The sequence below is a fragment of the Sneathiella sp. HT1-7 genome (genome assembly GCF_020731145.1).
Lineage (GTDB): Bacteria > Pseudomonadota > Alphaproteobacteria > Sneathiellales > Sneathiellaceae > Sneathiella.
Genome location: NZ_JAJFZN010000001.1, coordinates 466180 through 480805, shown reverse-complemented (window position 1 = coordinate 480805; position 14626 = coordinate 466180). Strand labels below are relative to the sequence as shown.

Below are 14626 nucleotides of genomic sequence, written 5' to 3'. Positions count from 1 at the left end.
AAATTATAGCGCATTTACCTGAAAAGGATATGGCGGGACTAACTATTTTCCCGTCCGGCCTTTTAAGTAATCCTCTGACCGCATTTCCATCAGGCGCGAGACAGTTCGGGCAAACTCGAATTTTCCGTCTCCTTCCGGATATAGATCTTCGGCCGCTACCTCTGCAGAAATTACAAGATTGGATCCTGCTTCATAAAGAATATCGACCAATGTAACGAACCGCTTGGATTCATTTCGTCGGTCGGCGCTAAGCTGTGGAACATTCTCAAGGAGCAAGGTGTGAACATGCTCGGTCAGGGTCAAATAGTCGGAAGCACCTAAGGGACGAGCGCAAAGCTCTTCAAAGGTAAGCCTGGCGACGCCATGGGCAGTTCTCTCTATCTCTAACTGTCGACCCTGAGTCGTCAAAACTTGCGGGGCGAGTTCATATCCTTCAGTCATTTCGGTGAAGATCCGATCCATCTCCGCCGCAGCAGTTTCATCCAGCGGGGTGAAGTAAACCGGATGCTCGGCCAACCGTTCCAGCCGATAGTCTCGTCCGCCTGCCAGATGGAGAATATCGAGTTGCTCCTTCAACAGTTCAATGAACGGCAGAAATAGTTGCCGGTTCAACCCGTCTTTATAGAGATCGTCCGGCACCCGGTTGGATGTTGCCACGACGACCACGCCTCGATCGAACAACAACTCAAACAGACGGCCTAGAATCATGGCATCTGCCACGTCCGTCACCTGGAATTCATCGAAACAAAGCAGCCAAGCGTTTTCCGTGATCGAATTGGCAAGCGCGATGACAGGATCATCACTGTCTTTATCTTTTTTCTGCCGCTTCTCATGCATGAAAGCGTGAACTTTCAGCATAAAGGCGTGAAAATGCACCCGTCTTTTATGGGCGACAGGCGCGGTTTCAAAGAAAAGATCCATCAGCATGGATTTTCCGCGCCCGACATCGCCGTATATATATAACCCCTGCGGTGGCTCGACACGGGGTTTGCGAGGCCCCAATCGGAATATATGGGTCCATTTTGCACTGGTATTTGGGTCGTAGTTCACAAGCCGCCGATGCAGGGTCTGGAGCTTTTCAACCGCCAGCAGTTGAATGGGGTCCTGCTGCAGTTGGTTTTCCGCAACCAGTTTGCGGTACGCGTCGAGGGGGCCGGTTACATCAGTCATGAAATGGAGAACATATCGATATTTGAACGTGAGAAAATTGGCTTCTATCCCTGATCTGTACAGACGTGAACTGTTTATGGCAACGGCCAGAGAGAGTTTTGATTCATTTTATCCAAATTTTCCTCAGATACGGCGTTTCATACAGGCTATTAATCATCGATAATGTAGTGAACAGAAAGTATTTTTACGTTCAGGAAAAGCGTATTTTAGCTTGCTACAAAAAATTGACGATAATTTTTCACCGCGATCTTGCTCTTGGTCGAGAAACGCGTTAGTACCCACAATAATATTCACAAGAGGACTTTCTGTCTTCTCAGAGAGCCCTCCAATCTTAAAGAATTCGGAGAATATAATGGCTCGTAAAAAAATTGCCCTGATAGGCAGTGGAAATATCGGCGGCACCCTTGCTCATCTTGCCGGTCTGAAAGAACTTGGCGACATCGTTCTTTTTGATATCGCAGAAGGTTTGCCGCAAGGTAAAGCGCTGGATATAGCATCTTCTTCTCCTGTTGACCGGTTCAACGCCAATATCACCGGTGCCAATGATTACAGCGCCATTGAAGGTGCGGATGTCTGCATTGTCACCGCCGGTATCGCCCGTAAGCCCGGTATGAGCCGAGATGACCTACTCGGCACAAACATCAAAGTTATGCAGTCCGTCGGCGAAGGCATTAAGAAGCATGCGCCGAACGCCTTTGTTATCTGCATCACCAACCCGCTGGATGCGATGGTCTGGGTGCTGCGTGAAAAATGTGGCCTGCCGCACAATATGGTTGTCGGTATGGCTGGTGTTCTGGACAGCGCGCGCTTCCGTCTTTTTCTGGCCGAGGAATTCAATGTCTCGGTTGAGGATGTAACAGCCTTCGTTCTTGGTGGTCACGGCGATACGATGGTACCGCTGATCCGTTATTCCACGGTCGCCGGTATTCCGGTTCCAGACTTGATCAAGATGGGATGGAGCACTCAGGAAAAAATCGATGCCATTATTGATCGCACACGCAACGGCGGTGCCGAAGTGGTTGCGCTTCTGAAAACCGGATCTGCGTTCTATGCGCCTGCATCAAGTGCGATTACGATGGCGGAAGCCTACCTAAAAGACAAAAAGCGGGTTCTTCCTTGCGCCGCCTACGTCGACGGTCAGTATGGACTTGACGGTATGTATGTGGGTGTTCCCACTGTGATTGGTGAGGGCGGGATCGAACGTGTCGTTGAAATTGACATGAACGCCGAAGAAAAGGCCATGTTTGATAATTCAGTAAATGCCGTTAAGGGGCTTGTTGAGGCCTGTGTGGGCATTGATCCAAGCCTCAAAGGATAGAGGCAAAAATAAAGGGCACACCAATAACCGGTTGTGCCCTTTTTTATGGTGCTATACCGTATGCCTATGCTTTGCGAATTAAGTGATCAGTGAAAAAATAGATGTCTTTGAATAGCAGCAAAACGGAAAACAATGAATATCCATGAATATCAGGCGAAAAGCCTGCTCGCAAAATATGGCGTGACCGTTCCCAAGGGCGGCGTTGCCTATACTTCCGAAGAAGCCAAGACAGTTGCACAGGAGTTGGGCGGACCGGTCTGGGTCGTAAAAGCCCAAATTCATGCAGGTGGCCGAGGCAAAGGTGGCGGCGTGAAAGTCGTGAAATCCACCGAAGAGGTCTCCTCAACGGCAAAAGCCATGATAGGCATGCAATTGATCACGCACCAGACTGGGCCGGAAGGCAAGGAAGTGAAGCGTGTCTATATCGAGGAAGGCTGCGACATTGCGCGCGAGCTTTATCTTGGTGCCATCATTGATCGTGCCAAAGACTGCATAACCTTCATGGCGTCGACAGAAGGCGGTATGGAGATTGAGGAAGTCGCAGCGAAAACGCCTGAAAAAATTCACATGGTCAGTATTGATCCGGCGACGGGGATTATGCCGTTTCACGCGCGCAAGATTGCGTTCGGCCTCGGTCTTGAGGGTAAGCAGGTAAGTGCTGCCGTCAAGTTCATCCTTGCGCTGTACCGGGCAATTGTCGATACCGATGCAAGCCTGGTCGAGATTAATCCGTTGGTCATTACCGGAAGCGGCAATGTCATCGCGCTGGATGCGAAGATGAACTTCGATGACAATGCTCTTTTCCGGCATAAAGATATTGCCGAGCTCCGTGATCCAGATGAAGAAGATCCGGCCGAGCTTGAAGCCGCGCAATATGACCTTAACTACATTAAGCTGGATGGAAACATCGGCTGCATGGTCAATGGTGCGGGTCTAGCCATGGCAACCATGGATATTATCCAACTCAACGGCGGTACGCCGGCCAACTTCCTTGACGTGGGTGGCGGTGCGACGAAGGAGAAAGTAACGGAAGCCTTCAAGATCATCCTGAAGGATGAGAATGTCGAAGGTATTCTCGTGAATATTTTTGGCGGAATCATGCGCTGTGATGTGATCGCTGAGGGCGTTGTTGCGGCCGCGAAAGAAGTCGCGCTCAGCGTGCCTTTGGTTGTACGCCTGGAAGGAACGAATGTGGAGTTGGGCAAGAAAATTCTAGCGGAATCAGGGCTACCTATTTTGTCAGCGGATGATCTTGGTGACGCCGCGGAGAAAATTGTTAAAGCAGTGAAGGAGGCAGCGTAATGGCCGTTCTCGTAAATAAGGACACGAAGGTCATCTGTCAGGGTTTCACGGGCTCTCAGGGGACATTCCATTCGGAGCAGGCAATCGCCTATGGTACGAAGATGGTTGGCGGTGTGACGCCAGGCAAAGGCGGCGAGAAGCATCTCGACCTACCTATTTTCAACACGGTTGGTGAAGCCAGAGAGACAACCGGTGCGAATGCAAGCGTGATTTATGTCCCGCCGCCGTTCGCTGCGGACGCTATTCTTGAAGCGATTGACGCTGAGATTGAGCTGATCGTTTGTATCACGGAAGGTATTCCCGTCCTTGACATGGTGAAGGTCAAGCGGGCGCTTAAAGATAGTGGCTCCCGACTGATTGGGCCGAACTGCCCCGGGATTATTACGCCGGATGAATGTAAAATTGGTATTATGCCTGGCCATATCCATCGCCGCGGTAATGTGGGGATCGTCTCTCGCTCCGGTACATTGACATACGAAGCAGTGGCGCAGACTACAGCGGCTGGCCTTGGTCAGACTACCTGTATTGGTATCGGTGGTGACCCGGTCAATGGCACCAACTTTATCGATTGTCTGGACCTGTTCCTTGGGGATGACGAGACTGAGTCGATCATCATGATTGGTGAAATCGGAGGTTCTGCCGAGGAAGAAGCCGCTGAGTTTCTCAAAGCATCGAAGACTAAAAAGCCAGTTGTCGGCTTTATTGCGGGCGTGACGGCACCTCCCGGCCGGAGAATGGGTCATGCGGGTGCCATTATTTCTGGTGGTAAAGGTGGTGCCGAAGACAAGATGGATGCAATGCGTAGCGCCGGCATTACGGTTTCCGACAGTCCGTCAGCATTGGGATCAACTTTGGTAAGGGTTTTGAAAGGTTGATCTCTTATGGTTAACCATTAACTCTTTGAATTGACTATTAAGGGGGCGGGGAAAGTCCCGCCCAATTATACAAAATGTCTCAGCAACTGGATAATTCTTCTTTCCTCTTTGGATCCAACGCCGGGTTCATTGAGCAACTTTACGCGCGCTATCTTGATGACCCTTCTTCTGTAGATGCTAGCTGGCAACAATATTTCGGCTCGCTGGGGGATGAGGCGGATACGGTCGTTGCGGAAACGCGCGGCGCCCCGTGGGCACCCTCGAATGGCATTGAGCCTGAAGATGAGTATGAAATTCTTGGGGATGCGGCCAATCGGGCGACAAACCGAGCGGTTGAAGCCGGCGCAAGTCAGGAAGACATTCGCGCGGCAGCCATCGATACCATTCGGGCTTTAATGCTGATCCGTTCATACCGTGTGCGGGGGCATCTGAAAGCTAATCTAGATCCGCTTGGCCTTGAAATCCCGAAGGAGCACCCAGAGCTTAATCCGGCGACTTATGGCTTCACGGAGAAGGACTGGGATCGTCAGATATTTCTTGATAATGTGCTGGGCCTCGAAACGGGTAGCATTCGCGATATTCTCGCGATCGTAAAGCGGACCTATTGTTCGACCATTGGCGTCGAGTTTATGCATATTCAAGAACCAGATCAGAAGGCTTGGATACAGGAACGCATTGAAGGCCGCCATAAGGAAATTTCCTTCACGAAGGAAGGCAAGATTGCGATCTTGCGCAAACTGATCGAAACTGAAGGGTTTGAGCACTTCCTGAACGTAAAATATACCGGCACCAAGCGTTTCGGTCTTGATGGCGGGGAATCGCTAATCCCTGCGATGGAAGGGATTATCAAGCGCGGCGGTCAGCTTGGGGTGAAGGAAATTGTTCTTGGCATGCCGCATCGTGGCCGCCTCAATGTGCTCACCAATGTGATGGCCAAGCCGTTCCGTGCCGTTTTCTCGGAATTCCAGGGAAATCCCGCAAATCCGGAAGATGTCGAAGGATCGGGCGACGTAAAGTACCATCTGGGAACTTCATCTGATCGGGAATTTGACGGCAATAATGTTCATATGTCTTTGACGGCAAACCCGTCGCATCTGGAAGCAGTGAACCCGGTTGTTCTTGGTAAGGCACGCGCCAAGCAGGCGCAGATTGGTCCCGATGTCGGCGGTCAGGTCATGCCGCTTTTGATGCATGGCGACGCAGCCTTTGCCGGTCAGGGTATCGTCGCTGAATGCTTTGGCTTGTCAGAACTCAAGGGGTACCGTACCTCCGGCACTATTCATTTTGTTGTGAATAATCAGATTGGTTTCACGACCAGCCCGAAATATTCGCGCTCCAGCCCTTATCCATCCGATGTCGGAAAGATGGTGCAGGCGCCGATTTTCCATGTGAACGGTGATGATCCGGAAGCGGTCTGTCATGTGGCAAAGATCGCGACTGAATTCCGCCAGCTGTTCCAGATTGACGTCGTTATCGATATGTTCTGCTATCGTCGCCATGGTCATAACGAAGGGGATGAGCCTGCCTTCACGCAGCCGCTGATGTACCGGACCATCGCCCAGCATCCGACGACAATGCAGATCTATGCCAAGAAGCTCATTGCGGAAGGTGTTGTAACCGAGAAGGAAGTAGAGGGCTTGATTGCTGAATTCAAGGATTACCTTGAAAAGCAATTTGAGACAGCGAATAGCTTCAAGCCGAACAAGGCGGACTGGTTTGAAGGCCGCTGGCAGGGTTTTGAACGCGCCGATGAAGGTGCGCGGCGCGGTAGTACAGCGATTTCGATCGAAGAACTTAAGGATATCGGCGGAAAACTGACCGAAGTTCCGGAAAGCCATAATGTTCACCGGACATTGCAGCGTGTCCTCAAGGCCAAGAAAAAGATGATCGATACCGGCGAAAATATCGATTGGGCAACGGCAGAGGCGCTCGCGTTCGGGTCGCTGCTTAAGGAAAAAGTTCCCGTTCGTCTCTCCGGGCAGGATTGCGGACGTGGTACTTTCTCTCAAAGGCACTCCGTGATTGTCGATCAGGTGTCGGAAGATCGCTATATTCCCTTGGATAATCTGAGTGAAGATCAAGCCCATTTTGAGGTGATCGACAGTCTATTGTCCGAGGCAGCAGTGCTCGGTTACGAATATGGGTATTCCCTTGCCGAACCAAAGGCGCTGGTTCTGTGGGAAGCTCAGTTCGGTGACTTCGCCAACGGGGCGCAGGTGATTATCGATCAGTTCATTTCAAGCGGTGAATCGAAATGGCTCCGTATGAGTGGTCTGGTTATGTTGTTGCCACATGGTTATGAGGGGCAGGGGCCGGAACATTCTTCCGCGCGGCTTGAACGTTATCTGCAGCAATCGGCGGAGGATAATTGGCAAGTTGTGAACTGCACAACACCTGCTAACTATTTCCATGTCTTGCGACGACAGATTCATCGCAAGTTCAGAAAGCCTCTTGTGATTATGACGCCTAAATCTCTTCTTCGTCATAAGCAGGCGGTATCAACACTGGAAGATATGGGCCCCGGTTCCACCTTTCATCGGGTACTTTATGACAATGAAAAGCTTTGCGCGGATAAGGATGTGAAACGGGTCGTTTTGTGCTCGGGTAAGGTCTACTATGACCTGCATGCCCGCCGTGAAGAACTTAACATCAAGGACACTTATTTTCTGAGACTGGAACAGCTCTATCCGTTCCCTTATCAGGCACTGGAACAGGAAATGAAAAATCTTACCCATGTGGAAGAGGTCGTCTGGTGTCAGGAAGAACCAAAGAATATGGGTGCCTGGACTTTTGTTGAACCGCATCTGGAAAAGGTGTTCCAGGATTTAAAAATGAAGAAAGTGTCGCGTCCGCGATATGCAGGCCGCAAAGAGTCTGCGTCGACGGCGACGGGACTTTTAAAGAAGCATAATCTGGAACAAAAAGCTTTGGTAGATGACGCACTTGGCGTCAAATCTGAATAGGAAGTCAAATTATGACGGTTGAAATTCGTGTTCCCGTGCTTGGGGAATCAGTAACTGAGGCGACAGTCGGTCAATGGTTCAAGAAAGTTGGCGAATCTGTCGCCAAAGATGAGCCACTTCTGGAACTTGAGACGGATAAAGTTACGCTTGAAGTAAATGCGACTGAGGCGGGCCGGTTGGACGAGATTGTTGTTGCTGAAGGCGAGGACGTCGAAGTCGGCGCCTTGCTCGGTCAAATCGCAGAAGGTGCCGCTGGAAGCGCACCAGAAAAAGCATCGGAAGCACCAAAAGAGGAAGCTGCGGAAAAACCAGCTGCCGCTCCAGCCGCGGCTCCCAAGGAAGAGGTTGCCCCTGCGGCGGCTTCGACAAGCGCAACCAAGGTTGAGGTTTTACCCGCGGCACAAAAGCTCATCGAAGAAAATAATCTCGATGCAGGCAAGCTCCGGGGTACAGGCAAAGATGGTCGGATTACCAAGGGTGACGTTCTGGAAGCTTTGGAGAATGGGGGGGCCTCTCCGGCGGCTCCTGCTCCAGCCACCGCGCCAGCTCCGGCACCGGCACCTGCCGCTCCCTCCGGGCCACGTGCAGAAGAGGCGCGCGAAGAACGTGTAAAAATGACGCGGCTTCGCAAGAGCATTGCGGCACGTTTGAAAGATGCACAAAACACCGCCGCTATGCTGACCACCTATAATGAGGTGGATATGTCGGGCATGCTGGACCTGCGGGCGGAATACAAGGAATTGTTCCTGAAAAAGCATGGCGTCAAGCTTGGCTTCATGTCCTTTTTCACGAAAGCATGTATCGCTGCGCTTCAGGAAACACCTGCGGTGAACGCGGAAATCGACGGCGATGACCTCGTATATAAAAATTACTACAACATGGGCATTGCCGTGGGCACGGATTCTGGCCTTGTAGTGCCAGTGTTGCGCGATGCGGATAAGCTCAGCTTTGCTGAAGTAGAAAAAGGAATCGGTGCACTCGGCAAGAAGGCTCGGGACGGAAAACTCAGCATGGCAGATCTGCAGGGCGGGACATTTACCATCACCAATGGTGGGGTTTATGGGTCCCTGATGTCGTCTCCAATCCTGAACCCGCCGCAGGCCGCAGTTCTCGGTATGCATAAGATTCAGGAACGACCGATGGTGATCAAGGGTGAAATCAAAATTCGCCCGATGATGTACCTCGCGCTGACCTATGATCACAGGATTATTGATGGCAAGGAAGCTGTCACATTCCTGGTTCGCGTAAAAGACGCACTGGAAGATCCGCAGCGGTTGCTGCTGGACCTGTAATCATTCCAAAAAGATACGAGGAATAATCATGAGCGACGAAACTTTCGATCTGGTCGTTGTGGGCGGGGGTCCGGGCGGCTATACGGCTGCTATCCGGGCGGCACAGCTTGGTATGAAGACAGCCTGCGTAGAAAAACGTGGCGCATTGGGGGGCGTTTGCCTGAATGTTGGATGTATTCCATCCAAGGCAATGCTGCAATCGTCCGAACTCTTCGAAGAGGCTCAACATAGCTTCGCGGATCGCGGTATTTCGGTTGGCTCTGTCAAGCTCGACCTGAAAAAGATGCTGGGCCAGAAGGAAGCAACGGTCACTGGGCTGACGCAAGGCATTGAGTTTCTCTTTAAAAAGAACAAGGTCACCTATGTCAAAGGAACGGCCACCCTGCAGGGCGGCGGCCGAATTGAAGTAACTGGTGACGATGCGAAGACGCTTAAAGCGAAGAACATCCTGATCGCGACGGGGTCCGAAGTAACACCTCTCCCTAACGTGGAGATCGATGAAAAGCAGATCGTTTCCTCTACCGGTGCCCTCGAACTTCCCAAAGTTCCAAAAAAGCTTGTCGTTATTGGGGCGGGTGTGATCGGATTGGAACTCGGTACAGTCTGGCGTCGTCTTGGCGCTGAAGTCACCGTCGTCGAGTTTTTGGATCGCATCCTTCCTGGCACAGATAACGAAGTTGCGAAAACGACGCAGCGGATTCTGAAAAAGCAGGGTATTAATTTTATGCTCGGCAAAAAGGTAACCGGCGCGAAAAAGACTAAGACCGCTGTTACCTTGACAATTGAGCCAGCGAAAGGCGGCGATGAGGAAACTCTGAAAGCGGATGTTGTATTGGTCGCGATTGGCCGCCGTCCCTACACAGAAGGGCTTGGCCTTGAAGATCTTGGGGTTGAGACGGATAAAGCAGGGCGTATCGTTGTGGACAATAATTTCAAGTCCAGCGTGGATGGAATCTACGCCATCGGCGACGTGATTGAAGGCCCGATGCTGGCGCATAAAGCCGAAGATGAAGGCGTTGTCTGTGTTGAAAAACTCGCCGGACAGAAGCCGCATATTGATTACAATTTGATTCCCGGTGTGATCTACACTTGGCCGGAAGTTGCGACCGTTGGCAAGACGGAAGAACAGCTGAAAGAAGACGGGGTCGAGTATAACGTTGGTAAGGTACCGTTTATGGCTAACAGCCGGGCCCGTGCCAATGGGTTTACGGACGGCTTCGTTAAAATTCTCGCCGATAAGAAAACCGATAAAGTCCTCGGCGTTCATATTATCGGTCCGGATGCCGGAACCGTGATCCATGAATGCGTTCTGGCTATGGAATTCGGTGCCTCTTCAGAAGACATTGCCCGGACCTGCCATGCACACCCAACACTTAACGAGGCGGTGAAGGAAGCGGCTCTTGCCGTGGACGGGCGTACAATAAATAGTTGACCTTTTTCTAAATAGGTTACCAAAATGAGGGGCTGATATTTTCAGCCTCTCTTTTTTTGAACACCACTTTCCCCAAGGAGACGTCATGAAGCTCTGCTATAGCGCCCTCTCTCCCTTTGTTCGCAAGGTCAGAGCTACGGCCATTGAACATAACCTTCTGGACAAAATCGAAATTGTTGATTCAGACCATAGTGATATGTTTAAGGGCATCAATCCAGCGAACCCACTTGGCAAAGTTCCCAGCCTGACGCTGGAGAATGGCGATGTTCTGTTTGATTCTTTCGTCATCTGTGAATATCTCGACAGTATCGGGAGTGGTCCGTCATTGTTTCCGGCTGCCGGGCGCGATCGGTGGCAGGTGCTAACGCTCCATGCGATGGCGAATGGGATGACCGATGCGGCCTATCAGCGTCGGGTTGATAGCATCCTGCCGGAAGGAGAAGGGTCTCCCAGCTGGAATGGACGCCTGAAACTGTCCATGGAAAGCTGCTTGAACGAAATGGAAAAGCAAGCGGAAGGGTACGGTGACACAGTCAATATCGGTACCATCGCAGTTGGTTGTGCGCTCGGTTACCACGATTTCCGGTTTGGTGATGAGCAGTGGCGCAATGGCCGCCCGAAACTGGCTAAATGGTATGAGAAATTCGCCGCCCGACCTTCATTGGCGCAAACAGCTCCGGCCTAGAATATGAGCATGGCCGTTTCTGGGCCCCGGTTGACCTTGGCACTTTGCATTGCAGAAATCGTGGCAATGTCGTCTTTTGCCACCTTCCCCGCACTCACCCCCTTCTTCTTTGACCACTGGCAATTGTCAGGGCAGGACGCGGGCTGGATAAATGCCGCCTTTTTCTTTGGCTTCACAATTGTAGGCCCGTTTTCTACATCTCTGACGGACCGCTTGGACGCACGTCAGGTCTTCCTCACTGGCTGTGTTTTGGCGCTCATCGGTGCCTATGGTTTTGCTTTTCATGCGGATGGATTTTATTCATCATTGCCATGGCGATTTATCTCTGGTGCCGGGCTTGGCTGTACCTATATGCCGGGATTAAAGCTGCTCACGGATCGATTGCCACCCGGAGATCAATCGCGGGCCATTGCCTTTTATACGGCGAGTTTTTCGACGGGCTCGGCTGTTTCCTTTCTGCTCGTTGGGCAAGCAGAACTATGGCTTGGTTGGGAAATGGCTTTGATTTCCGTCATCATTGGGCCCCCGATCGCCATGGCGATTATTTTTATGATGACATCGCCCAAGCCGCTCTTGACGCCCCGGCCATGGTCGCAGATTTTCAATTATGCGCCGGTGGTGACCAACCGCTTCAGTATGGGATATATACTAGCCTATGTCTGCCATACATGGGAACTGGTGGCGATGCGGTCCTTTATGCTCGCGTTCCTTGCCTACTCTCATGCCCTGACGGATGCGCCCGGCTGGATGGATGTCTCTGTTATTACCGCGGCTGCAGTTTTCCTTGGCCTCCCGTCCAGTGTGCTCGGGAATGAACTATCTCTCAAGATAGGGCGGCAACGCTCCATTACGCTGGTCATGATCTGTTGTCTCGCCTTTTCCTTTACCATCGGGTTTACGGCGAACATGCCGTTTCTTTTTGTTGTTGCGATGGCGGCTCTTTATGGCGTGATGATTACCGCCGATTCCTCCTCCATTACCGCAGGCGCGGTTGGTAGTGCTCCTGCTGATCTTCGCGGCGCGACCATGGCGGTGCATAGTTTCCTCGGGTTCGGGGGCGGTATGATCGGACCGATTGTCGCAGGTATCGTTCTTGATGAGGCGGGCGGGCCGGATTCCACAATGGGCTGGGGTTTGATGTTTATTTCCATGGGGGCGATTACATTACTGGGACCCTTTGCCCTTCGCCTCACGAAAAAGTAGTCTGCTTCAGGCTTTGGGATGTGCCTTGTCATATACGGCGAGCAGTTTTTCCGTATCAAGATCGGTATAGCGTTGTGTGGAAGAGAGCGACGCATGACCAAGCAAATCTTGAATTGATCGTAAATCACCTCCGCCCGCGAGTAGATGGCTCGCGAAGCTGTGCCTTAGTGCATGGGGCGTCGCTGTTTCCGGGAGACCAAGATTTCTGCGCAGGTCCTGCATTTTCAACTGTATATTCCGCGCATTGAGCCTTTTGCCTTGGCGTCCAACAAAGAGCGGGTCGGACCCTTTCAAGGGAAAAGGACATTCCTTGATATACAGGGAGAGTGCATCACGGACAGCAGGTAAAACCGGGACCATGCGTTCCTTGTTTCCTTTTCCGATAACCCGTATGAAATCGGAAGTTGGCCGGTCGTTGAAGCTAAGGGATAAGGCCTCTCCTATGCGCAATCCACATCCATAAAGCAATGTGAGGACCGCCAAGTCCCGATAACGTACCCAGTTCGCTTCCCGCGGATTAGGGGTATCCTCAAGCAGTTTTTTTGTATCGATTGCAGAAAGCGGCCGGGGAAGTTTTGTACCAGCTTTCGGTGTACGCAAAGTTTTCAGATACGGGTTATGGATATGCCCATCTCGTTCCTGTCGTTTGAAAAAGCTCCGGATTGAGGAAAGGACCCGCCGCAGGGATGTTGCCGTCAGTCCTTCCTGTCGCCGATGCGCGAGATAGGCGCGAAAATCCGCAGCGCGCAGATTTTCAAGGTCGGATAAATCTGCTTCCTTGCCGATATGGCCGGTGATAAACGCCAGAAAATCCCGCATATCCCGTTCATAGGCCTCTACGGTGTGGGGGCTTGCGCGTCTCTCATGAACAAGCCAATCGATCCAGTTTCCAAAGGCATTAATGATAGAGGGACGAGAAGACATGGCTAAGCCGGTTTTTGCTCCAGCCACATTTGCAGGCAAGATTGAATGACAATTGCCAGAAACCGGAGGAGGTCCGTGGCTTGATCTTCCTGGAAATGACCGTCTTGCCGACTACCGAAGGCAATCATTGCTTTGGCATGCAGCGACGGCACATCGAGCTTAATCAGGGCATCTGAATGGACAAGATCCTTGGCCGGGCCATAAATAGCCTTTGATTTCGGAGCTTCCGAGCGCAAAAGTATAATCTGCCCCCGCCATGGCGCGCGCTTGATGCTGCCTGCCTTGAGACGTTGCAAGCCAGTCATATCAGGAAGCGGGATTGGTCCGTCTTCAACGCAAAGCGTAATGACGTCAATTTCCAGAAGCTCCGGTAGGTCTTGAGTTAGAATATGGACAAAATGCGCAAGATTGGATGCTCCCAAGACGGCCTGAATAGAGGCGTGGACCATATCCTGAGTATGAATATTGTTTCGCGCGGCTTCGACAAAATCATCCTGCAGAGCGGTCAGATGAATAACTTCTTTTTGCAGGCGGCTTACAAGAAAAGACTGCATATCCACAACACCATCACCGGAAACGCGTTCCGGCGGGATCACTGTTGTTAGCAGGTCTGCGTTATGCGCCAGGAAGTCAGGGTGATCGATCAGCCAGTTTCGTACCTCCTCTTCTGTTACATGAGGGGCCGCTACAGCTTTGTTCCTGGCTTTCTTGTCAGTTTTTTCCGTCACGAAACTTGTTCACCTTTTACCTGTTACCCAAGGATAGTCTGGCCCGTTTTCTCCCAATCCGCAAGGAAAGCGGCGAGCCCTTTGTCCGTTAAAGGGTGCGAGACAAGCTGTTTCAGAACGGCGGGCGGTATGGTGCAAACATCTGCCCCCATCAGGGCTGCATCTACGATATGCGTCGGATTGCGGATAGAGGCGACCAGAACTTCTGTTTTCAGGTCGGCGTAGTTGTCGTAAATCTGGACGATATCCGCAATGAGATCCATACCGGTCTGTCCGATATCATCCAAACGTCCAACAAAGGGTGAGACGAAGGCGGCGCCGGCCTTCGCGGCGAGAATGGCCTGAGCAGCGGAAAAGCAGAGAGTAACATTCACTTGGGTGCCTGCGCGGCTGAGCTCGGCGCAGGTTTTAAGGCCATTCATGGTTAGTGGCACTTTAACGGCGATATTTTCCGCCAGCCCGGCAAGTTTTTTGCCTTCTTCCAGCATCGCCGGAAATTCGGTCGCGGCGACTTCGGCGCTTACCGGTCCATCGATCAGGCCGCAAATTTCCTGTATGACTTCGAAGAAATCACGGCCGGTTTTTGCAACAAGTGATGGGTTGGTTGTTACACCATCCAGAAGGCCGGTATCGGCAAGCTCGCGGATTTCTTCCGTATCCGCTGTATCAACAAAAAATTTCATGGGTAATTTTTAAATCCTGATGCTAATCACTGGTTCGAAATGCCAGAATAG

12 protein-coding genes are annotated in these 14626 nt (G+C 51.6%); 8 read left to right on the top strand and 4 right to left on the bottom strand.

The window, feature by feature from the left end:
• Positions 1–42 precede the first annotated feature (42 nt).
• Positions 43–1170, bottom strand: a complete 1128-nt coding sequence (gene zapE / locus LKE13_RS02315) for a cell division protein ZapE (RefSeq protein ID WP_227948080.1) — start codon at positions 1168–1170, stop codon at positions 43–45.
• A gap of 352 nt (positions 1171–1522) precedes the next feature.
• On the opposite strand from zapE, the gene mdh reads away from it, so the two are divergent.
• From mdh to LKE13_RS02275, 8 genes are all read left to right on the top strand, one after another.
• Positions 1523–2488, top strand: coding sequence for a malate dehydrogenase (mdh, locus tag LKE13_RS02310; RefSeq protein ID WP_227948079.1), 966 nt, complete (start codon positions 1523–1525; stop codon positions 2486–2488).
• Between the two features lie 132 nt (positions 2489–2620).
• Entirely contained in the window at positions 2621–3790 is a 1170-nt protein-coding gene (gene sucC / locus LKE13_RS02305; protein WP_227948078.1) for an ADP-forming succinate--CoA ligase subunit beta, read from the top strand.
• Positions 3790–4665, top strand: a complete 876-nt coding sequence (gene sucD, locus LKE13_RS02300; protein ID WP_227948077.1) for a succinate--CoA ligase subunit alpha — start codon at positions 3790–3792, stop codon at positions 4663–4665. Before sucC ends, sucD begins: the two co-directional genes overlap by 1 nt.
• A 74-nt stretch (positions 4666–4739) precedes the next feature.
• Positions 4740–7628 (top strand): 2-oxoglutarate dehydrogenase E1 component, encoded by a 2889-nt coding sequence (locus LKE13_RS02295; RefSeq protein ID WP_227948076.1) that lies wholly within the window; start codon positions 4740–4742, stop codon positions 7626–7628.
• A gap of 11 nt (positions 7629–7639) precedes the next feature.
• Positions 7640–8920 (top strand): 2-oxoglutarate dehydrogenase complex dihydrolipoyllysine-residue succinyltransferase, encoded by a 1281-nt coding sequence (gene odhB, locus LKE13_RS02290; RefSeq protein ID WP_227948075.1) that lies wholly within the window; start codon positions 7640–7642, stop codon positions 8918–8920.
• 28 nt (positions 8921–8948) lie between these two features.
• A complete protein-coding gene (gene lpdA / locus LKE13_RS02285; protein ID WP_227948074.1) occupies positions 8949–10352 on the top strand; it encodes a dihydrolipoyl dehydrogenase in 1404 nt (467 codons plus the stop codon).
• Between the two features lie 85 nt (positions 10353–10437).
• Complete coding sequence (locus tag LKE13_RS02280) at positions 10438–11037, top strand: glutathione S-transferase family protein (protein WP_227948073.1); 600 nt, start codon at positions 10438–10440, stop codon at positions 11035–11037.
• 9 nt (positions 11038–11046) lie between these two features.
• Positions 11047–12240: an MFS transporter gene (locus tag LKE13_RS02275; RefSeq protein ID WP_227948072.1), complete on the top strand. Its 1194-nt coding sequence runs from the start codon at positions 11047–11049 to the stop codon at positions 12238–12240.
• A 6-nt stretch (positions 12241–12246) separates the two neighbouring features.
• Here LKE13_RS02275 and LKE13_RS02270 read toward each other — a convergent pair whose 3' ends face one another.
• The 3 genes from LKE13_RS02270 to fsa are packed head-to-tail and all read right to left on the bottom strand — an operon-like array spanning position 12247 to position 14575.
• Positions 12247–13164 (bottom strand): tyrosine recombinase XerC, encoded by a 918-nt coding sequence (locus LKE13_RS02270; protein WP_227948071.1) that lies wholly within the window; start codon positions 13162–13164, stop codon positions 12247–12249.
• Positions 13165–13166: 2 nt separating this feature from the next.
• Positions 13167–13892: a DUF484 family protein gene (locus LKE13_RS02265; RefSeq protein WP_227948070.1), complete on the bottom strand. Its 726-nt coding sequence runs from the start codon at positions 13890–13892 to the stop codon at positions 13167–13169.
• Positions 13893–13915: 23 nt separating this feature from the next.
• Positions 13916–14575, bottom strand: a complete 660-nt coding sequence (fsa, locus tag LKE13_RS02260; RefSeq protein WP_227948069.1) for a fructose-6-phosphate aldolase — start codon at positions 14573–14575, stop codon at positions 13916–13918.
• Between the last annotated feature and the right edge of the window lie 51 nt (positions 14576–14626).

Coding starts and splice junctions, on each gene's coding strand:
- LKE13_RS02275 (WP_227948072.1), top strand. CDS start 11,047: ATGGCCGTTTCTGGGCCCCGGTTGACCTTGGCACTTTGCATTGCAGAA.
- LKE13_RS02280 (WP_227948073.1), top strand. CDS start 10,438: ATGAAGCTCTGCTATAGCGCCCTCTCTCCCTTTGTTCGCAAGGTCAGA.
- lpdA (WP_227948074.1), top strand. CDS start 8,949: ATGAGCGACGAAACTTTCGATCTGGTCGTTGTGGGCGGGGGTCCGGGC.
- sucD (WP_227948077.1), top strand. CDS start 3,790: ATGGCCGTTCTCGTAAATAAGGACACGAAGGTCATCTGTCAGGGTTTC.
- LKE13_RS02295 (WP_227948076.1), top strand. CDS start 4,740: ATGTCTCAGCAACTGGATAATTCTTCTTTCCTCTTTGGATCCAACGCC.
- fsa (WP_227948069.1), bottom strand. CDS start 14,575: ATGAAATTTTTTGTTGATACAGCGGATACGGAAGAAATCCGCGAGCTT.
- sucC (WP_227948078.1), top strand. CDS start 2,621: ATGAATATCCATGAATATCAGGCGAAAAGCCTGCTCGCAAAATATGGC.
- zapE (WP_227948080.1), bottom strand. CDS start 1,170: ATGACTGATGTAACCGGCCCCCTCGACGCGTACCGCAAACTGGTTGCG.
- LKE13_RS02270 (WP_227948071.1), bottom strand. CDS start 13,164: ATGTCTTCTCGTCCCTCTATCATTAATGCCTTTGGAAACTGGATCGAT.
- odhB (WP_227948075.1), top strand. CDS start 7,640: ATGACGGTTGAAATTCGTGTTCCCGTGCTTGGGGAATCAGTAACTGAG.
- mdh (WP_227948079.1), top strand. CDS start 1,523: ATGGCTCGTAAAAAAATTGCCCTGATAGGCAGTGGAAATATCGGCGGC.